The 19,321-nt window shown below is 71.9% G+C and carries 17 protein-coding genes; 8 read left to right on the plus strand and 9 right to left on the minus strand.

Annotated elements, in window-relative coordinates:
* Positions 1-32: 32 nt before the first annotated feature.
* From ACGFNV_RS25260 to ACGFNV_RS25270, 3 genes are all read right to left on the minus strand, one after another.
* Positions 33-1,763, minus strand: a complete 1,731-nt coding sequence (locus ACGFNV_RS25260) for a nickel transporter (protein ID WP_393625268.1) — start codon at positions 1,761-1,763, stop codon at positions 33-35.
* Positions 1,760-3,301 carry a tetratricopeptide repeat protein gene (locus tag ACGFNV_RS25265; protein ID WP_393625269.1) on the minus strand — a complete coding sequence of 514 codons (1,542 nt, stop codon included), beginning with the start codon at positions 3,299-3,301 and terminating at the stop codon, positions 1,760-1,762. The genes ACGFNV_RS25260 and ACGFNV_RS25265 overlap by 4 nt, the downstream gene beginning before the upstream one ends.
* Positions 3,302-3,429: 128 nt before the next feature.
* Positions 3,430-4,950 carry a DUF4331 domain-containing protein gene (locus ACGFNV_RS25270; RefSeq protein WP_393625270.1) on the minus strand — a complete coding sequence of 507 codons (1,521 nt, stop codon included), beginning with the start codon at positions 4,948-4,950 and terminating at the stop codon, positions 3,430-3,432.
* Positions 4,951-5,155: 205 nt separating this feature from the next.
* Between ACGFNV_RS25270 and ACGFNV_RS25275 the strand changes: the two genes are divergently transcribed.
* From ACGFNV_RS25275 to ACGFNV_RS25285, 3 genes are all read left to right on the plus strand, one after another.
* Positions 5,156-5,698, plus strand: coding sequence for a sigma-70 family RNA polymerase sigma factor (locus ACGFNV_RS25275; protein WP_393625271.1), 543 nt, complete (start codon positions 5,156-5,158; stop codon positions 5,696-5,698).
* Positions 5,695-6,513 carry an anti-sigma factor domain-containing protein gene (locus ACGFNV_RS25280; RefSeq protein ID WP_393625272.1) on the plus strand — a complete coding sequence of 273 codons (819 nt, stop codon included), beginning with the start codon at positions 5,695-5,697 and terminating at the stop codon, positions 6,511-6,513. Before ACGFNV_RS25275 ends, ACGFNV_RS25280 begins: the two co-directional genes overlap by 4 nt.
* 115 nt (positions 6,514-6,628) lie before the next feature.
* A complete protein-coding gene (locus ACGFNV_RS25285; protein ID WP_133929279.1) occupies positions 6,629-6,895 on the plus strand; it encodes a hypothetical protein in 267 nt (88 codons plus the stop codon).
* A gap of 9 nt (positions 6,896-6,904) precedes the next feature.
* On the opposite strand, the gene ACGFNV_RS25290 is transcribed toward ACGFNV_RS25285, so the two are convergent.
* Genes ACGFNV_RS25290 through ACGFNV_RS25300 form a run of 3 tightly spaced genes read right to left on the minus strand, consistent with a single transcriptional unit; the run spans position 6,905 to position 9,851 of the window.
* Complete coding sequence (locus ACGFNV_RS25290; RefSeq protein ID WP_393625273.1) at positions 6,905-8,101, minus strand: CaiB/BaiF CoA transferase family protein; 1,197 nt, start codon at positions 8,099-8,101, stop codon at positions 6,905-6,907.
* A gap of 32 nt (positions 8,102-8,133) precedes the next feature.
* Complete coding sequence (locus tag ACGFNV_RS25295; protein ID WP_393625274.1) at positions 8,134-8,910, minus strand: ABC transporter permease; 777 nt, start codon at positions 8,908-8,910, stop codon at positions 8,134-8,136.
* Positions 8,907-9,851 (minus strand): ATP-binding cassette domain-containing protein, encoded by a 945-nt coding sequence (locus tag ACGFNV_RS25300; protein WP_393625275.1) that lies wholly within the window; start codon positions 9,849-9,851, stop codon positions 8,907-8,909. The genes ACGFNV_RS25295 and ACGFNV_RS25300 overlap by 4 nt, the downstream gene beginning before the upstream one ends.
* 63 nt (positions 9,852-9,914) lie before the next feature.
* On the opposite strand from ACGFNV_RS25300, the gene ACGFNV_RS25305 reads away from it, so the two are divergent.
* Entirely contained in the window at positions 9,915-10,628 is a 714-nt protein-coding gene (locus ACGFNV_RS25305) for a TetR/AcrR family transcriptional regulator C-terminal domain-containing protein (RefSeq protein WP_393625276.1), read from the plus strand.
* Here the strand turns inward: ACGFNV_RS25305 and ACGFNV_RS25310 are convergent.
* The 3 genes from ACGFNV_RS25310 to hmgA are packed head-to-tail and all read right to left on the minus strand — an operon-like array spanning position 10,625 to position 13,933.
* Positions 10,625-11,776: a type ISP restriction/modification enzyme gene (locus ACGFNV_RS25310; RefSeq protein ID WP_393625277.1), complete on the minus strand. Its 1,152-nt coding sequence runs from the start codon at positions 11,774-11,776 to the stop codon at positions 10,625-10,627. The genes ACGFNV_RS25305 and ACGFNV_RS25310 overlap by 4 nt on opposite strands.
* A gap of 25 nt (positions 11,777-11,801) precedes the next feature.
* Positions 11,802-12,551 carry a GntR family transcriptional regulator gene (locus ACGFNV_RS25315; protein WP_393625278.1) on the minus strand — a complete coding sequence of 250 codons (750 nt, stop codon included), beginning with the start codon at positions 12,549-12,551 and terminating at the stop codon, positions 11,802-11,804.
* A gap of 29 nt (positions 12,552-12,580) precedes the next feature.
* Complete coding sequence (gene hmgA, locus ACGFNV_RS25320) at positions 12,581-13,933, minus strand: homogentisate 1,2-dioxygenase (RefSeq protein ID WP_393625279.1); 1,353 nt, start codon at positions 13,931-13,933, stop codon at positions 12,581-12,583.
* A 161-nt stretch (positions 13,934-14,094) separates the two neighbouring features.
* On the opposite strand from hmgA, the gene ACGFNV_RS25325 reads away from it, so the two are divergent.
* The 4 genes from ACGFNV_RS25325 to ACGFNV_RS25340 all read left to right on the plus strand — a co-directional run bounded on the left by ACGFNV_RS25325 (position 14,095) and on the right by ACGFNV_RS25340 (position 19,276).
* On the plus strand, positions 14,095-14,679 hold the full coding sequence (locus tag ACGFNV_RS25325; RefSeq protein WP_393625280.1) for a hypothetical protein: 585 nt from the start codon (positions 14,095-14,097) through the stop codon (positions 14,677-14,679).
* Complete coding sequence (locus ACGFNV_RS25330; RefSeq protein WP_393625281.1) at positions 14,676-15,296, plus strand: TetR family transcriptional regulator; 621 nt, start codon at positions 14,676-14,678, stop codon at positions 15,294-15,296. The genes ACGFNV_RS25325 and ACGFNV_RS25330 overlap by 4 nt, the downstream gene beginning before the upstream one ends.
* A gap of 101 nt (positions 15,297-15,397) precedes the next feature.
* Complete coding sequence (locus ACGFNV_RS25335) at positions 15,398-17,629, plus strand: molybdopterin oxidoreductase family protein (protein WP_393625282.1); 2,232 nt, start codon at positions 15,398-15,400, stop codon at positions 17,627-17,629.
* A gap of 177 nt (positions 17,630-17,806) precedes the next feature.
* Positions 17,807-19,276, plus strand: a complete 1,470-nt coding sequence (locus tag ACGFNV_RS25340; RefSeq protein ID WP_393625283.1) for a CitMHS family transporter — start codon at positions 17,807-17,809, stop codon at positions 19,274-19,276.
* The last annotated feature ends 45 nt before the right edge of the window (positions 19,277-19,321 follow it).

Consider the following 19,321-nt stretch of genomic DNA (forward strand, 5'->3'; position numbering starts at 1 on the left):
CGCATCCCGGCCAATACCTCCCCAAAAGTAGCTCAGCCGAGTACGGATGCCGCCCCCTTGAGCACCAATCCGACCCCGAGTGCCACGACGACCAGCGCGGACACCAGGGGGGTGGCCGTGCGCAGCAGCGTCACCGCCCGGCCGGCGCTCCAGCGCGAGCCCCGGTCCACCAGGCGGTTCATCGCGGTGCCCAGCCTCACCACCGCGAACCCGGCCGCCGTGAGCGTGAGGGCGAGACCGATGCCGTATGCGAGGACCAGCAGCAGCCCGAACCACGCCTTGCCCATCGCCGCGGCGCCGACGAGCACGACGACGGCGGAGGGGCTGGGCACGAGCCCACCGGCGAAGCCGAGGAGGATCGTGCCGCGGAGGGTGGGGGCGGTGGCGTGCGTGTGGGTGACGCCACCGTGGGTGTGTTCGAGGGTGTGGGGGTGCGGGTGAGGGTGCTTGTGGTGCTCGTGCTCGTGATCGTGCTCGTGGGTGTGCGCGGGGGCTTCCGTGAGCGTGGTGGTGGGGGTGGCGTGGGGGTGGGCGCCGACCAGGACCAGGTCGCGGTCGGGAGTGTCGGCGGGCTGGTGCGAGGGGGTGTGGTCGTGGTCGTGGCTGTGGTCGTGCGGGTGCGGGTGATCATGCCCGTGGTCGTGCGTGTGCCCGTGTCCGCCGTGATCGTGGCCGTGGTTGTGCCCGTGCCCGCCGTGTTCGTGATCGTGGCCGTGGCCGTGCCCCTGGCTCCGGTTGCGCCAGGCCCGTCGTACGAGGGTCACTCCCGCCACGAGGACCAGCGCGCCGCTCGCGAGGCCCAGCCAGGCGATGACCGACGGGGCGGCCGCCGAGCCGGCCGTCACCAGGAGGCCGAGGGCGACGACGCCGAGGGTGTGGGTGATGGTCACCGACGCGGCCATCGGCAGGACGTCCTTGAGGCGTGCCTTGCCCCCGCGGGCGGCCGCGGTCGCCGCCATGATGGTCTTGCCGTGGCCCGGCGCGAGCGCGTGCATCGCGCCCAGGCCGATGGCGATGAGCAGGGCCAGGGCGGCGAAGCCGACCGTGAGGCGCTGCCGGGAGACCAGGTCGTCGAGGGCGCGGGTCCAGCGGTCGGCGCCGCGCGGCAGCACGGACGCGGCGGGCGCCGCGCCGTCCTCCTCGGCGAGGGCCGGACCGCCGGGGCGCAGCCGCAGCGACGCGGCCGCGGTGTCGGCGGGGGAGGAGAGCAACTCCGCCGGGTACGAGGTGAGTTCGCGCGAGACCGACTTCGTCGGTACGTCCGACGCGGTGAGCGTCATCCGGTCGCCGCGCGCGGTGATCTCCCGCCAGCCCGGCCCCGAGGACGCGCCCGCGCCGTGGAAGCCGAGGGCGACGGTGTCCCGCTCGGGCAGCGGGGCCGTCATCCGGCACTCCACGCGCAGGGTGTCGAGGCTCGCCTGGCCCGGACGCACCTGCGCCTCGCTGCTCGCGACGGTGAGGGCGACGTGGCGGCCGTCGACGGTGACCTCGCTGCCCTCGGCGGCGCTCGCGCACCGCTGCTTCGCCCACTCGGTCATGCCGAGGCGCTTGATGTCCGGCTGGGCCTGGGTGGCGGGGATCTCGGCGAGGTCCTCGACGTGGTCGACACGGAGCTGTCCGGGGGCGGCGACGAGTCCGTCGTAGCGGTTGAGGGTGAAGTTGCCCAGGGGGTGCGCGCTCGCGGTCGTGGAAGGGACGAGCACGAGCGCGCACCCGGCCGTCAGGACGGCCGCGCAGGAGGCGAACAAACGACGGGGGCTCACTTGTCCGCCTCCAGCGTCTTCAGCGCGCCGCGGGCCTCGCGGGCACCCAGGGGCGAGAAGCCGGGGTTCAGCTTCAGGGCCGCCGTGAGATGGGTGCGGGCGTCCTCGGTGTGGCCCGTGGCGCGTTCGATGATGCCGCGGTGGTAGAGGAACGCGGCGTTGCGGTAACCGGTGGCCGTGGCCTGCCGGGCGTAGGGGAGGGCTTCCTCGTCCTTGCCGTTGACGTGCAGGGCCCAGGCGAGGGCGTCCGCCGTGTGCACGGTGTGCCGGCGGGCCCAATCGGCGCGGGCCGCGCGCAGGGCCGTCGCCCGGTCGCCGTGGTCGGCCGCGGCGAGCGCGGTGTCGAGGTCGGCGTTGACGCCGTTGGCGCGGGCGAGGGCCGTCCACGCGTCGACGAGGGTGTACTGGTCGCGGGCCTTGTCCTTGTCGCCGGCCTTGTCGCGCTGCTCGTAGAGCTCGCCGAGGACGACGAGCGGGCCGGGCAGCGGGTAGCGGGCGACGACCTGTTCCATGCCCTTGATCGCCTCCGCGCTGTCTCCGCTCGCGGCCTGCGCGCGAGCGCGGCCTTCCAGGGCGGGGAGGTAGTTCTCGTCGGCGGCGAGGGCGCGCGCGTAGTAGGTGAGGGCGCTGTCGTAGTCGCCCTGGTTCCAGGCGAGTTGACCGAGCTGGCCGGCGACGTACGCGATGTCGCCCGGGGTGGTGGAGCTCGTGAGCGCCTGCTTCAGGACCCGCTCGGCCGTCTTCACGTCTCCGCGCAGTTCACGCACGTACGCGTACCGGGTGAAGACCGGCACGCCGGGGCGTCGTTCGTCGGCGGTGTCGGCGGCCTTCGCGGCGTCGGCGTAGCGGCCGAGTTCGACGAGGGCGTCGATACGGGACGACAGGGCGCGTTCGCTGTAGGGGTTCTGCTTCAGGGCCTGGTCGGCGTACTTCAGGGCACCGGCGAAGTCGTGGCGGGCGGCGGCGAGCGCCGCGCGGCCGGCCAGGGCCTGGTCGTTGTCGGGCCGCAGCTCCAGGGAGTGCTTCAGCGCCTTCTCCGCCTGCGGGTAGCGGGAGGGGTCGCCCTTGGTGCGGGCCTGCTCGACGTAGGCGAGACCGAGGGTGGCCCAGCCGCCGAAGTCCTTCGGCTGGCCCTTGAGATGCGTTTGCAGGGCGGTGATGCTCGCGTCCAGGTCCCCGCTGCCCAGCAACGCCGGCGAGACGGCTCCCGCCGCGGACACCGGTACGGCGCTCCCGCCGTCCCGCGCGGCCCCGAACGCGATGGCCCCCGCGGTCAGCCCCACGGCCAGCATGGCCGCGCACCCGAAAAGCTGAGCCCGCCGCCACCGCCGCCCGGCGGCGGCGACCCGCTCGTCGGTGGACTCGATGTTCACGGCGCTCTCTTGGGCATGCCGGTCGGTGTCGGAGGTCGCGCAGTCGTGCTCATCGGCGTGTTCCGGAGACGGCATGTCGACGCTCTCCGCGGCTGCCGGTGCCGGGGTGGCCGGTGGGGTGCCGGGGGCCCGCTCCGGTGTGTCGTCGTTGGTGCGCGGGGACATGCCCTCTCCTCGGTCGCCTGGGGTGGATCAACGAGCTGGGTTGCTGCGTGGGGGGATTGCGGCGCGGCCCGCACCGTGGGGGATGGGATGTGCGGGCCGCGCCAGTCGAAGGGCGCGCGGATCCGGGACTAGTACGCCCGGTTCCGGCGACGCCACCACATGAGGCCCGTGCCGATCAGCAGGACACCGGCCGCGCCGGCGCCCGCCGAGGCGGCGATCAGCGTGGTGTTGCCCTCGCCGGCCGGGGTCAGCGCGTCACCGAGCTGGCTGCGGACGTCGTTGCTGCCGCTGGCGCCCTTGGCGAGCGCACCACGCGAACCCTCCGTCGGCAGCGCGACGTACGGGAAGTACTTCTCGAAGTCCTTGTCGTTCTTGTCGACCGCGTCACCCAGGTCGTTCTTCGCGCCCAGCAGCTCACCCTCGACGACCTGGAGCGAGGCGTCGATCACGTCGTCGGTGAGACGACGGCCGTTCGGGAAGCCCGCGTTGTCGCCGTCGAGGACGCCGAGCCGCTTGGGGCTGGCGGTCGGCTTGATCGAGGTGTTGAGGCGCAGTTCCTCCGACGGCGTCACGTGCTTCGGCTGGTTGAGGCCCTTGACGCCCTTGAGGAACACGTCGACGAGGTCGTTGCGCGGCTCGGCCGGCGCCTTGATCTTGTAGATCGCCTCGATGAGCTTCGGCAGCTCGGGGTTGGTGACGTTCTTCAGGAACTGGCCGTCGTCCTTCGGCTCGGACGCGTTGAACTTGTCCTTGTCCTTGATCGGGTTGACGACCTCGTTGACCAGCGGGTTGCCCAGACGCGAGACCTGCTTGTACTCACCGCGCGCGTTCTGACGCTGCGTCGTCGACCAGATGCCCACGATCGGCTGGTGCATCGACTCGGTGATCAGCGAGCTCGGGATCTGCAGCGCGATCGAGTTGACGTTGTAGCCCTTGAGCGTGTCGTTGCCGACCTCGGAGAGGTTCCCGCCGTACAGCAGGTCGAAGACGCGCAGGTCCAGGAAGAACGGGTCGTCGGCCTGTCCGGCGAAGGTCTGCGTGCCGTTGTGCAGCTTGTAGATCGCCTGGTCGCGCAGCTTCTTGTAGTCCGGCATCGACGCCTTGCCGACGTTGGACGGCGCCACGGGGACGTCGGAGGCGACCCTCGTCTTCGAGACCTGGTAGCCCTTCTTCAGCTTGATCAGCTCGAGGTCGTACGTCTGCGTGACGTTCAGGTCGGGGTCGTCCAGGCTCTCGACCGCGCCGGTGTTGTACAGGAACGTCTTCTTGTTCTTGACGTGCGTCTTGAACGTGTACCGGAAGATCAGGTCTTCCTTGGCGTCACCGTCGCTGTCGATGTTGATGTCGTACTGCGCGTCCTCGGCGAACGGGAAGAAGTTCGGTCCGCCGGCCGGCTCCTCGAAGGGGATCCAGTTCGCGACGATCGTCGTCGAGTCCGGCTTGTCCGGGCTCACGAAGGCGTACACGTCCGTGTTGTCGTACTGGGGAGTCCCCGAGATCAGCGGAGCCTCCCGGTGGCTGGAGGCGGAGGCCGCCTGCGGTTCCAGCGCGGAGACGCCGGCTGCCGCGATTCCTCCGGCGGCCAGCGCTCCGGAGATGAGAGTTGCGACGCTCCGGCGTCCCGGGCCGCGCTTGGAAGTAGGTGTCATGCCGTCCGTCCTCAGTGCCAACTTGCCTGACGGACAGTGATACGCAGCGGAAGGCCGATCGGATTGGTCTGAGGCGAAAAACTTTTTTTCTTTCCTCCACCCGCGTTTGGGGCACGCTGATCCGTAACCCCCTCCGGAGGTGTGTTCGTTGCGAATGCCTGGTGTGGCGGGACGGGGCGGGTGCGGCCGCAGAGAGGGGGACCGCGTGGACGCGGACGAGCTACTGGTGCTCGTGGCAGGTGGCGACCAACGGGCATTCGAGGAGCTGTACGGACTGGTGTCGGGACCGGTGTTCGGACTGGTGCGGCGGGTCGTGAGGGATCCGGCGCAGTCGGAGGAGGTGGCGCAGGAGGTGCTGCTCGAACTGTGGCGCTCCGCCGCCCGCTTCGACCCCGGACGCGGCAGTGCCCTGTCCTGGATCCTCACCCTCGCCCACCGCCGCGCCGTCGACCGGGTGCGCAGCGCCCGCGCGGCCGGCGAACGCGAGCAGCGCGAGGCCCAGCGCGCCCACCACCCCGCCTTCGACCAGGTGTCCGAGGAGGTCGAGGCCGGTCTGGAGCGCGAGTACGTGCGCCGCTGCCTGGACCGCCTCACGGCCCTGCAACGCCAGTCCGTCACACTCGCCTACTACGACGGCTACACGTACCGTGAAGTGGCCGAGCGGCTCTCGCTGCCGCTGGGCACCGTCAAGACGCGGATGCGCGACGGACTCACGCGGCTGCGCGAATGCCTGGGAGGTGCCGCATGAGTCTGCTCGACCGGCTCTTCGGCCGCGACGACCCGCACTCCCTGGCGGCCCCGTACGCCCTCGACGCCCTCGACCCCGAGGAGCGGCGCCGCTTCGAGAAGCACCTGAAGGGCTGCGCCCGCTGCGCCGCCGAGGTGCGCGCCCTGTCCGAGGACGCCGTCCGGCTGGCCTGGTCGACGGCCGCCCCGGCGCCGGCCGCGATGCGCGACCGGGTGCTGGCCGCCGTACGGGCCACTCCGCAGGAGCGGGCGCCGGTGCGGGAGCACGCTCCCCAGCTGCCGCCGCACGTGTGGGGCGCCCAGCCGCCTCCCGCGCGCGCCCGTGCGCCCCGTGAGCGCCGCCGCCCCCTGTTCGTGCCGTTCGCCACCGCCACGGCCGCCGCGGCTCTCGTCGTCGCCTCGCTCTTCGCCGTCCAGGCCAACCGCACCCAGGACCAGTTGAATGCCGAGCGGGCCCAGTCACGTGAGATCGCCCACGTTCTGGCGGCTCCGGACGCACGAGCGAGCACCGGCAGAGACGCCGAGGGCAGAAGTATCGGAGTGATCGCCTCCGCCTCGAAGAAGGAGGCGATCGTGACCCTGAGCGGATACGGCGACCTGCCCAGCGGACAGGTGCACCAGCTGTGGCTCATGCGCCCCGACGTGCAACCACGCTCCCTCGGACTCTTCGACGGCGACACGCCCCTGGTCGCGACCGGTCTCGACACCGCCGCCACGTCACTCGCCGTAACCGTCGAACCCGAAGGGGGATCGGTGCAGCCCACTACGCAGCCGATTGTCCAACTCGCCCTGAAAACTGTTGGATTCGGAGAGTAATCGTCAACCCCCTTGTGGGGTAGGTGAATCCTGTGACCGGGATACACGGGTGCCCGGACGGGGCGATAGGGTTAACCTGCCCGGGCCGGGTGGACTCGTACGGGTGGGGAGTGACATGGAACAGATAACAGCGCGCAGGGCGAGGGTCCCTGCGATCACCTGCGGCAGCAGCGCGACCAGTTCGCGCCTCGACCGCCACCTCTCGGTACTGGCGGGTCCCGCCGTGCCGCAGCGGGAGACGGCCGAGGCGACCTCGCTGATGCGTGAGCTCACCGCCAGGGACACCACACAGCGGCGCAGCGACAGGGGCGCGCGGGTTCGCCGGGTCTCCCTCTTCGCACCCCTGCGTCGGCTGCGTCGTTCGCTGTTCGGCGGGAACTGAGGTCCGCGCTCAGGCGACCACACCGTCCCGGCGCAATGCTGCGACCTCGTCGTCCGTCATCCCCACGGCGCGCAGCAAGGCCTCGGTGTGCTCCCCGAGCGCGGGCACGTTCCCCATACGCGCCTCCTCCCCGCCCGGCAGAGTGATCGGCGGCAGGAGCGCCCGCAGCGGCCCGACCGGCGTCCCCACCTCCCGCCACCGCTCCCGGGCCGCCAGCTGCGGATGCTCCGCCACCTCGTGCACGTCCCGCAGACGTGCGCAGGCGAGCCCGGCCCGCTCCAGCCGGGCCAGTGCCTCCCCGGTGCCCAGCGCACCCAGTGCCTCGGCCACATACGCGTCCGTACGTTCCCGATTGGCCACCCGCGCGGCATTCGTCGCGAACGCCGGATCCGTCCCCAACTCGGGCCGGCCGAGGACCTGTTCCGCCAGCCGCCGCCACTCCCGGTCGTTCTGCACCGACAGCAGCACCCGCCCGCCGTCCGTCGTCGCGTAGGCGTCGTACGGCGCGATCACCGCGTGTGCCAGACCCGTGCGGGCCGGGGCCGTCCCGTCGTGCATCGCGTGGTGCAGCGGATGACCCATCCACTCCGCCAGGGCGTCCAGCATCGACACCTCCACCGGCCCGCCCCGCCCGGTCGTCCCCCTCCGCACCAGCGCCGCGAGGACCCCCGAGAACGCGTACATGGCGGCCGCGATGTCGGCCGCCGGGATCCCCGCCTTGACGGGCTGCTCGGGCGTTCCCGTGACCGAGACCAGACCCGCCTCGCACTGCACGAGCATGTCGTACGCCCGTTTGTCCGCGTACGGACCTGTCGCCCCGTACCCCGAGATGTCCACGGCGACCAGCCGCGGGTGCGCCGCACACAGGCCGGCCGCGTCCAGGCCGAGCCGGGCGGCGGCCCCCTGCGCGAGGTTCTGCACGAACACGTCCGCCTGAGCGACCAGTCGCCGTACGACGTCCAGGCCCCGCGGGTCCTTCAGATCGAGCGCGATGGACTCCTTGCCCCGGTTGCACCACACGAAGTGCGAGGCCAGGCCCCCGGCGGCGGTGTCGTAGCCGCGCGCGAAGTCGCCGCCGTCGATCCGCTCCACCTTGATGACCCGGGCACCGAGATCGGCGAGCTGACGGGTGGCGAAGGGCGCCGCCACGGCCTGTTCGACGGCGACGACCGTGATGCCCTCGAGGGGCGGCGGGAGCTGATCCATAAGGTGGATCATGCCCGCGCCGCCCCTTTCTGTCATGGCCGCGCGTACTTGCGCACCGCGAGCGGCACGAACACCGCGAGCAGTACCGCGCTCCAGGCCAGCGACCCGGCGACCGGGTGTGCGACCGGCCAGGAGGCGCCGTCGGGCACGGGCGCGTTGCCGAAGAGGTCCCGCAGGGCCGTGGACACCGCGCTGAGCGGGTTCCACTCGGCGAGCGTGCGCAGCCAGCCGGGCAGGTTGTCCGTGGGGATGTAGGCGTTGGACAGCAGCGGCAGCATGAAGGTCGCGCTGCCCAGCTGACCGGCCGCCTCCTCGCTCTTGGTCAGCAGCCCGAGGTGGATCCCGATCCAGGTGCAGGCGAACCGGAACAGCAGCAACAGGGCGAGGGCGCCCACGGCCGCCGGCGCCGAGCCGTCGATGCGCCAGCCCACCGCGAGGCCCACCAGCAGGAACGGCACCGTCCCGGCCGCCGTGACGACGATGTCGGCGGCCGCCTGCCCGAGCGGCACGGCCGCCCGGCTCACCGGCAGGGTGCGCAGCCGGTCCGTCACCCCGCGGTGGAGGTCCTGGGCCGCCTGGAACATACCGGTCATGATCCCGTTCGCGGCGGTCGCGACCAGCAGGCCCGGCACCAGGAACGACCGGTACTCGGCGCCCGGCATCGCGAGCGCGCTGCCGAAGACGTAGCCGAAGAACAGCAGCATGGTGATCGGCATGGTCTGGGTGAGGATCACCAGCGCCGGGTTGTTGCGCACGCGCAGCAGCTGGCGGCCCAGCATGGCCGTGCCGTCGAAGGCGAGGGTGCTCATACGGCGACCTCCTGGTCGGTGGTGAGGCGCAGGAACACCTCGTCGAGGGTCGGGGGGCGCAGGGTCGCGTCCAGCAACGGCACGCCCGCCGCGTCGAGTTCGCGCACCAGGCGGGGCAGGGTGAGCGTGGAGTCCCGGGTGACCGCGCCGACGGCCGCGCGCTCGTGGTCGAACGTCGGCTCGGTGCCGGTCAGCTGGTCCAGGACCCCTGCCGCCCTCGCCAGGACGTCCGGGTCCGCGACGACCACTTCGGCGTAGGAGCCGATGAGCGCCTTGAGTTCGCGGGGGGATCCGGTGTGCGCGACCCTGCCCCGGTCCACCAGGGCGATGTCGTCGGCGAGTTGGTCGGCCTCCTCCAGGTACTGGGTGGTCAGCACGACCGTGGTGCCGTCCTGTTTGAGTTCGCGGACGGCGTCCCAGATGTCGTTGCGGCTGGCCGGGTCGAGGCCGGTCGTGGGCTCGTCGAGGAAGAGCACCTCGGGGCGGCGGAGCAGGCTCGCCGCGAGGTCGAGGCGGCGCCGCATACCGCCCGAGTAGGTGGACGCCGGCCGGTCGGCGGCCTCGGTGAGCCCGAAGCGGTCGAGGAACTCGGCGGTCCTCCCGCCCGGGTCGTGCATCCGGTGCAGCCGGGCGAACAGGCGCAGGTTCTGGCGGCCGGTGAGGTCGCCGTCGACCGACGCGTACTGCCCGGTCACGCTGATGGCCCCGCGGACGGCGGCCGCGTCCCGCACGAGGTCGTGTCCGGCGACCCGGGCCGACCCCGCGTCGGGCCGCAGCAGCGTCGTCAGCAGGCGTACCGCCGTGGTCTTGCCCGCCCCGTTCGGCCCGAGCAGGCCGCAGACGGTGCCCTGGGGGACGGCGAGGTCGAGGCCCTGGAGCGCGCGCACCTCACCGAAACGCTTCTCCAGGCCTTCACTAAGTACAGCGTACGTAGAAGTCATGGTGCGACCATAGCGCACTACGTACGCTGTACGTAACTAGGATGGTGGACGAGGTGATGATCGATGGCGGGCCGAGCGGCCGTACCCGAAGTGATCTGGGCCCGTCCCGAACGGGCGGGCCGGGGGCCCAAGCCGGCGTACACCCGGGCGGACATCGCCGCGGCGGCGGTGCGGATCGCCGACGCGGAGGGGCTGGACGCGGTGTCGATGCGGCACGTCGCGGCGGCGCTGGGGTGCGGGACGATGTCCCTGTACAACTACGTCCCCCGCAAGGAGGACCTGTACGAGCTGATGGTGGACGCGGTCAGCGGCGAGCACGAGCCGTGGGAGCCGAGCGGGGACTGGCGGGCCGACATGGTCCGCGTCGCCCGCCAGACCCGTGCCCTGATGTACCGGCACACCTGGCTGCCCCGGCTGATGTCACCGGTGTACGGGTTCAGCCCGAATGCCCTGCGCTATCTGGAGCACTGCCTGACCTGCCTCGATCCGCTCAAGGCGCCCTACGGCACCAAGTTGGAGCTGATCGCGATGGTGAACGGGGTCGTGACGACGTACGTCGGCAACGAGCTGGCCACCGCCGAGCGCACCCGGTCGCTGCCGTGGTCGGAGGAGCAGGAGAACGCCGTGCGGATCGCGTATCTGGGCAGCCAGATCGCCGGCGGGGCGTATCCGAGGATGGCGGCGGCGTTCACGGAGGACGCGGGGCCGATCGATCTCGAGGCGGTGTTCGAACGGATGCTGGTGCGGGTGCTCGACGGCTTCGAGCGCGGCGCCTAGAGCAACGTGAACTGGCCCTCGGGGCCCTCCTCGTGGTGGTCCAGCACCGACGCCGGTCTGCGGGCCGAGCCCGGGGGCGGCAGTACGCCCGCCGCGCGGAGCTCCGCCGACGTGATCGGGTCGGTCAGCTCCAACGCCTCCCGCTGTGGGCGCAGTTCCGCCAGCAGGGCCAACACCGTGATCAGTTCCAGGAGTTCCGAGGTCCAGGTCTGCGGCCAGGTCACCGGGCGGAGGGCGGACAGGGTGCCCGGGGCCGCGGTCTCGGCCGTTCTCGCCGTGAACCACGCCTCCAGGACCCGGGTTCCGCCCACCTCGAAGTCCCACGCCTGCGGGGGCACCGGTGAGATGCGGCCCTCGTCGAGGTGGAGGGACTCCTCGTCGCGGTCGTAGTGGAGGGCGAGGGGACGGGTGGGGAGCGGGGCACGCACGTAGGGGCGGCGGCCGCCGGGGAGTTTGGGGCGGTCGCCGTCGCGGCGCAGCAGCCAGAGGATGCGGCGGCCCGTCTCGACGCCCCGTGACCAGAGGTCGGGGTCCCGGGTGAGGGGGACGGTGAGGTCGGGGCGGGCGACGGTCAGGGTCCAGGCCAGGAAGTCCACCGGATCGGGGGAGTGGCCCAGCGCGTCCAGCAGACCCGGGGCCAGGTTGGGTTCCTCGGCGCCGGGGCGGCGGTAGAGCGGGCGGACGCGGCCGGGGCGCAGGAGGGGGACCAGGGAGGTCGCCAGGAGGGGTGATTCCGGTGACTCCGGGGTCTCCAGTACGAAGATCTGCTGCTCGTCCGCGACCCGCCACAGCTCGGGGCGGGCCGCATCGATCAGGCGGTGGTCGGGGATGAGCCACTGCTCGTCGAAGGGGGCGGTCAGGACACGCACCGGATCCGGGCACGGGCCCGAGGCACGGGCCAGCTTCCCCGTGCCGGCGCCGGACCGGCCCGGCAGTTGGCCCACCGCCGTGTGCGGGGTGCGTGCGCGCGTCGACTCGAACAGGGCCTCGCGGTCGGGGCCCTCCGCCTTCATGAGGGCGTCCCAGCGGGCCTTGAGGGAGGCCGGGTCGGGGGCCGCCGGCCAGCCCCGGCCGAGCCGGGGCGGTGCGACGGACCACGGCATGAGGTCCGCCAGCGGCGGAGCGTCGTCGTGCGTCACGCTGGGCATGGTACGTGGGACTGCCCACGGCACGTCATGTCGCGTCGAGGGTGACCGTGAAGGAGAAACGGTCGCCCCGGTAGTGGATGACGGCGGCGTCCAGGACCCGCCCGTCCCCGTCGTAGGTCACGCCGGTGTAGTGCAGGATCGGGCTCAGCAGCGGCACCTGGAGGAGCTGGGCGGTCTCAGGGTCCGCGAGCCGGGCCTCGACGGTGTCGGTGATCCGGCTGATGTCCGCGCCCACGACGTCCCGCAGCACCTTGGTCATCGGCCAGCGCAGCAGGTCGTCCGGGTCGACGCGGGCGGCGATCTCCGGACGGACGTAGTTGCGGGCGTGGTTGGTCGGCTCGCCCGTCTTCTCGTCGCCGCGCAGTCGGTGGTACGTCGCCACCTCGGCCAGGTCCGGGAAGAACTCGGCCAGTTCGGCGGGCACCGGAGCCCGCCCGTGGCCGAGGAGTTCCGTCGCCATGCCGGACTGCTGGGCCACGATCGCGTCGACCGAGCCGAGCAGCCGCACGGGCGCACCCCGCCGCACGTCCGGCTCGATGAAGGTGCCGCGCCTGCGGTGCCGGCTGATCAGCCCCTCGGCCTCCAGCTCCTTCAGCGCCTGCCGCATGGTCAGCACGCTCACCCCGTAGTGGCCCGCCAACTGCTCCTCCGTGGGCAGCCGCAACGGGTCCTGGGGCGAGCGGCCGAGTATCGAGGCACGCAGCGACTGCGACACCTGGTACCAGAGCGGCAGCTTGCGGTTGAGGACGATCGAGTCCGGGGCGAAGGAGGTCACAGGGGTCATCCGTACCGGCAGGAATTCCCTCAGTGCAAGGGGCGGAAGTGCCGCTGGAGGCCCTGCCACACGTCGTCGTAGTGCGGTTGGAGGTGCTCCGCGCGGGCCGCGTGCGGGGTGAGGGTGATCGGCCAGCGGGTCTCGAACATGAACGCGAGGCCGTCGTCGACCTTCTGGGGCCGCAGTTCGGCGGCGCTCGCCCGGTCGAAGGTCTCCCGGTCGGGGCCGTGCGCCGACATCATGTTGTGCAGCGAGCCGCCGCCCGGCACGAAGCCCCCCTTTCCGGCCGTCTTCGCGTCGTAGGCGCCCTCGATCAGGCCCATGTACTCGGTCATCACGTTCCGGTGGAAGTACGGCGGCCGGAACGTGTCCTCGCCCACCAGCCAGCGCGGTGCGAAGACCACGAAGTCGACGCCGGCCAGACCGGGGGTGTCCGACGGCGACGTCAGCACCGTGAAGATCGACGGGTCGGGATGGTCGTAGGAGATCGTCCCGATGACGTTGAAGCGGCGCAGGTCGTAGACGTAGGGGACGTGGTTGCCGTGCCAGGCGACGACGTCGAGCGGGGAGTGGTCGTAGTGGGCCGTCCAGAGGTTGCCGCAGAACTTGTTCACCACCTCCACCGGGCCCTCGACGTCCTCGTACGCGGCGACCGGCGCCCGGAAGTCGCGGGGGTTGGCCAGGCCGTTGGCGCCGATCGGGCCGAGGTCGGGGAGGCGGAAGGGGGCGCCGTAGTTCTCGCAGACGTAGCCGCGGGCCGTCGGGCTCTGCCCGCCGTCGGACGCGGCATCCAGGAGGTCGACGCGGAAGCGGACCCCGCGCGGGATCAGGGCCACCTCGCCCGGCTCGACGTGCAGCAGGCCGAACTCCGTGCGCAGCAGCAGGCCGCCGCGCTCGGGGACGATCAGCAGCTCGCCGTCGGCGTCGCTGAAGACGCGGTCCATCGAGGAGTCCGCGTGGTACAGGTGCACGGCCATGCCGGTGCGCTGGGTGACGTCGCCGTTGCCGCCCAGGGTCCACAGGCCGGCCAGGAAGTCCGTACCCTCCTGCGGCTCGGGCAGGGGGTCCCAGCGCAGCCGGTTCGGGTCGGGCACCGACTCCGTGAAGGGCGCCGAGCGGACCCGGCCGTTGTGCGTGTGGGTGAACGCCGGGTGGGCGGCCGACGGGCGGATGCGGTACAGCCAGGAGCGGCGGTTGTGGGCGCGGGGCTCGGTGAACGCCGTACCGCTGAGCTGTTCCGCGTACAGGCCGAGGGGGGCGCGCTGGGGTGCGTTGCGGCCCTCGGGGAGGGCGCCCGGGACGGCCTCGGAGCTGTGCTCGTTGCCGAAACCGGAGAGGTAGGTCAGCCCCTCGGCGGTCTTCCGTGCGTCCCCGCTGCCCATGGTCGCTCCCTTGCGTCCGATTCCTATGTATCACCGTAGGATTGCGGTTTCCGGGGCGCAAGAGGCCGACGTGATCTCCTCATGGAGGACTACACGGGTGCCTCGAGAACCCGACCACAGGGGGATCCGAGGTGTCGGACGGATGTTCTACGCTCCCCGGCATGTCGTGGAAGCGGGGGTTCTTCGCCGCGCTCGCGGTCTGTGTCCTGATGGTGACCGGATCCGCGGGTTGCGCTTCGAGTGATGCCTACGGGCAGGCCGGGCCGGGGGAGTCGTCGCCCGTGGGCAAGCTCCTGGACGACACCGACCGGGAGGGGCACCGCCTGCGGGAAGTGGACGACAAGGGTGCACCCCGGGTCGCCATGGAGGTCCAGCCCGACGCCGACGGCAGCTGGGACGTGCGGCTGACCGTCACCGCCTTCCGCTTCTCACCGGCCGGTACGGCGGCACGGGCCGTGGCCGGACAGGGCATCGCACGCCTCTTCGTGGACGGCCGCCCCGTCGCCACCCTGCGCGGCCCGGACCACCGGCTCGCGGCCGCCTTCCTCCCGCACGGCACCCACCACGTCACCGCGCGCCTGTACGCCGACGACGACACGGTCTGGGCCGTGGACGGCGAGTCGGTCGAGTGCACGGCGGACATCACCGCCTCGGCCGCCGAGCCCACGCCCGCGGTGAGTTCCGGGAGCGCTTCGCCCCGTACTGGGGGGCGAGGTTCACCGGACCGCGGCGGAGAGGCATCATGAAGCCCGTGCCCCACGCGACATCGCTACGCCGTGCGCCCGTGCAGCGGCGCAGCGCGGAACGCCTGACCAGGATCCTCGACGCCTGCGCCGACCTCCTCGACGAGGTCGGCTACGACGCCCTGAGCACCCGCGCCGTGGCACTGCGCGCCGGCGTCCCGATCGGCTCGGTGTACCGGTTCTTCGGCAACAAGCGCGCGATGGCCGACGCGCTCGCCCAGCGCAACCTGGAGCGCTACACCGAGCGTGTCACCGAGCGGCTGAAGGAGGCCGGGGGCGGGGGAGACTGGCGGGCCGCCATGGACGCGGTGCTCGACGAGTACCTGGGGATGAAGCGCACCGCGCCGGGCTTCTCCCTCGTCGACTTCGGCAACCAGATCCCGGTCGGGGCCCGGGACGGCGAACCCAACCACCGGGTCGCCGAGCGCCTCACCGAGCTCCTCTCCGGCTATCTCGGCCGTGAACCCGACGAGGACATGCAGCGCACCTTCCTCGTCGCCGTCGAGACCGCGGACACCCTGGTGCACCTCGCCTTCCGGGTGGACCCGGAGGGCGACGAGAAGATCATCACGGAAGCGCGGGAGCTGTTGCGGGCCTATCTGGCGCGGGTACTGGACTGAGAGCGCTTCGGCGCCGGTTTCGACCGGGCGAGGCCCTCCCCTCCGTGCATACCGGTCGGTATGCTCATCCGGGACAGGCACCGCTGCCCCCAGGAGGACCCGTGTCCCGCACCGCTCTGCGTATCTGTCCCCTGTGCGAGGCCACCTGCGGGCTGACGCTCACCATCGAGGGCACGAAGGTCACCGGCGCCCGCGGCGACCGGGACGACGTGTTCAGCAAGGGATTCATCTGCCCCAAGGGGGCCTCCTTCGGAGCCGTCGACAGTGACCCCGACCGGCTGCGCGCGCCCCTCGTGCGCAAGGACGGCGAGCTGCGGGAGGCGAGCTGGGAGGAGGCGTTCGACGCGGTCGCGGCGGGCGTCCGGCCGGTCGTCGAGCGGTTCGGGCCGCACTCCGTCGGGGTCGTCCTCGGCAACCCCAACGTGCACACCGTGGCCGGCGGCCTCTACCCGGCGGTGCTCCTCGCCGGCCTCGGCACCCGCAGCCTGTTCACCGCCTCCACGCTCGACCAGATGCCCAAGCACGTCTCCAGCGGGCTGCTGTTCGGCGACGCGAACGCCATCCCCGTACCGGACCTGGACCACACCGACCACCTCCTCCTCATCGGCGCCAACCCCCTGGAGTCCAACGGGAGTCTGTGCACCGCGCCCGACTTCCCCGGCCGGCTCAAGGCGCTCAAGGCCCGCGGCGGCACCCTCACCGTCATCGACCCGCGCCGCACCCGCACCGCCAAGCTCGCCGACCGGCACGTCGCGATCCGGCCCGGCACCGACGCGCTGCTGCTCGCGGCGATGACGTACGTACTGTTCGAGGAAGGCCTGGTCGACCTCGGCGAGCTGGGCCCGCACGTCCAGGACGTCGAGGAAGTGCACGCCGCCGTACGGGAGTTCACCCCCGAGGCTGTCGCCGAGGCCTGTGACGTCGAGGCCTCCGTGACCCGTGCCCTGGCCCGCGAGCTGGCCGCCGCGCCCACGGCCGCCGTGTACGGCCGCATCGGCAGCTGCACGGTCCCGCACGGCACCCTCGCCAGCTGGCTCGTCGACGTCCTCAACATCCTCACCGGCAACCTCGACCGGCCCGGCGGCGCCCTCTTCCCGCTGGCCGCCACGGACCGGACGCCCCGCCCCGCGGGACCCGGCCGCGGCTTCGCGCTCGGGCGCTGGCACTCCCGGGTCGGCCGCCACCCCGAGGCGAAGGGCGAACTGCCGCTCTCCGTACTCGCCGAGGAGATCGACACCGCCACCGAGGAGGGCGAGCCGATCCGGGCGCTGATCGCCGTCGCCGCCAACCCGGTGCTCTCGGCCCCCGACGGCGACCGCCTCGACAAGGCGCTGGACTCCCTGGACTTCATGGTCGTCGTCGACCCGTACCTCAACGAGACCTCGCGTCACGCGGACGTCGTCCTGCCGCCGCCCCCGCCCTCGCAGAGCCCCCACCACGACTTCGCCTTCAACACCCTCGCCGTACGCAACCAGGTCCGCTACACGCGCCCCGCCCTCCGGCTGGAGCCCGGCCGGATGGCGGAGACGGAGATCTTCGCCCGGCTGATCCTGGCCGTCACCGGCATGCACGGCGCCGACCCGTCCGCCGTCGACACGCTGGTCCTCGACCAGACCCTCGGCAAGGCCGTGAAGGAACCCCACTCACCCGTGCACGGCCGCGACCCCCGCGAGCTGGCGTCCCTGCTCACCGGCGCCGACGGCCCCGAGCGGCGACTCGACATGATGCTGCGCCTCGGACCCTACGGCGACGGTTTCGGCGTACGACCGGACGGGCTGAGCCTGGAGAAACTGCTGGCCCATCCGCACGGCATCGACCTCGGTCCGCTGCGGCCCCGCCTGCCCCAGCCGCTCAAGACCCCGAGCGGCAAAGTCGAGTTGCTGCCGTCGCCGATCGCGGACGACCTGCCGCGGCTGCGCGCGGCGTTGGCGCAACGCCCCGCCGGACTCGTCCTCGTGGGGCGCCGGCACCTGCGGTCCAACAACAGCTGGATGCACAACGTCCCCGCCCTGACCGGCGGCAGCAACCGCTGCACCCTGCACATCCACCCCGAGGACGCCGAACGGCTCGGCGTGCGCGACGGGGCGCCGGTGCGGGTGAAGGGCGCCGGGGGAGAGGTGACGGCCCCGGCCGAGGTCACCGACGGCGTGCGCCGGGGCGTGGTCAGCCTGCCGCACGGCTGGGGCCACGACCGGCCCGGCACCCGGATGAGCCACGCGGCCACCGACCCCGGCGTCAACGTCAACCAGCTCCTCGACGGCAGCCTGCTCGACCCCCTCTCGGGCAACGCGGTCCTCAACGGCGTCCCCGTCGAACTGGCCCCGCTGGCGTGAAAAATACGGCTCCGATGGCCGAAATGCTTATGCCTCTGACCTCAGCAAAGCCGTGACCAGCAGTTTTGCGCTTATTGCTCGCACGTCAACGTCTTGTTAACGCCAAACGAACAGACCTAACGTCGTCGAACCGCCGGCCCTGGTGGGAGTTCAAGGGCGAACGTTAGGTATCCACTCATGTTGACCATCCTCGGCTTCGCCATGATCGCGACCTTCCTGGTCCTGATCATGCTGAAGAAGATGTCGCCGATCGCGGCGCTCGTGCTGATCCCCGCGCTGTTCTGTGTGTTCGTCGGCAAGGGCGCCAAGCTCGGTGACTACGTCATCGACGGCGTCACCAGCCTCGCCCCCACCGCGGCGATGCTCATGTTCGCGATCGTCTACTTCGGTGTGATGATCGACGTCGGCCTCTTCGATCCGATCGTCCGGGCCATCCTCAAGTTCTGCAAGGCCGACCCGCTGCGCATCGTCGTCGGCACGGCCCTGCTCGCGGCGATCGTCTCGCTCGACGGCGACGGCTCGACCACCTTCATGATCACGGTCTCGGCGATGTACCCGCTGTACAAGCGCCTGAAGATGAGCCTGGTCGTGATGACCGGTGTCGCCGCCATGGCCAACGGCGTGATGAACACCCTGCCGTGGGGCGGCCCGACCGCCCGCGCCGCCACCGCGCTGAAGCTCGACGCCAGCGACATCTTCGTCCCGATGATCCCCGCGCTCGCCGTCGGCCTGGTCTTCGTGATCGCCCTCTCGTACGTCCTCGGCCGCCGCGAGCGCAAGCGGCTCGGCGTGCTGACGCTGGACGAGGCGCTGGTCGGTGGCCACGCCGAGGAGAAGGTCACGGAGAAGGCCGGGGAGAAGATCGAGGAGAAGGAGACCGAGGCGGTGCTCGTGGGCGCCGGCTCCGGGGCCTCCGGCTCCTCCGGCCCCGGCAAGGGCGCCGCCCGCACCGGGGGTTCCGGCGCCGATGTCGCCCTCGGCGACGACGACGAGTCCGACGACGGCATGCAGGGCCTCGACCCGAACCGTGCCACGCTGCGCCCCAAGCTGTACTGGTTCAACGCGCTGCTCACGGTGGCCCTGCTCGCCGCCATGATCATGGAGTACCTGCCGATCCCGGTGCTGTTCCTGCTCGGTGCCGCGCTCGCGCTGACCGTCAACTTCCCGCGCATCCCCGACCAGAGGGCCCGCCTCGCGGCCCACGCCGACAACGTCCTCAACGTCTCCGGCATGGTCTTCGCCGCCGCCGTCTTCACCGGCGTCCTCCAGGGCACCGGCATGGTCGACCACATGGCCAAGTGGATGGTGGACGTCATCCCCGCCGGCATGGGCCCGCACATGGCCCTCGTGACGGGCGTCCTGAGCCTCCCGCTCACCTACTTCATGTCGAACGACGGCTTCTACTTCGGTGTTCTCCCCGTCCTCGCCGAGGCCGGCGCGGCGCACGGTGTCACGCCGCTGGAGATGGCCCGCGCCTCGCTGGTCGGCCAGCCGCTGCACATGTCGAGCCCGCTGGTCCCCGCCGTGTACGTCCTCGTCGGCATGGCGAAGGTCGAGTTCGGCGACCACACCCGGTTCGTGGTCAAGTGGGCGGCGCTGACCTGCCTGGTGATCCTCGCGTCGGGCATGCTCTTCGGGATCATCTGACCCTCCCGCCCCCCTCCGACTGTTCTGATCCTTCGAGCCTTCACA

Origin of the sequence: Streptomyces sp. NPDC048751 (assembly GCF_043198595.1) — a bacterium.
Classification (GTDB): Bacteria; Actinomycetota; Actinomycetes; order Streptomycetales; family Streptomycetaceae; genus Streptomyces.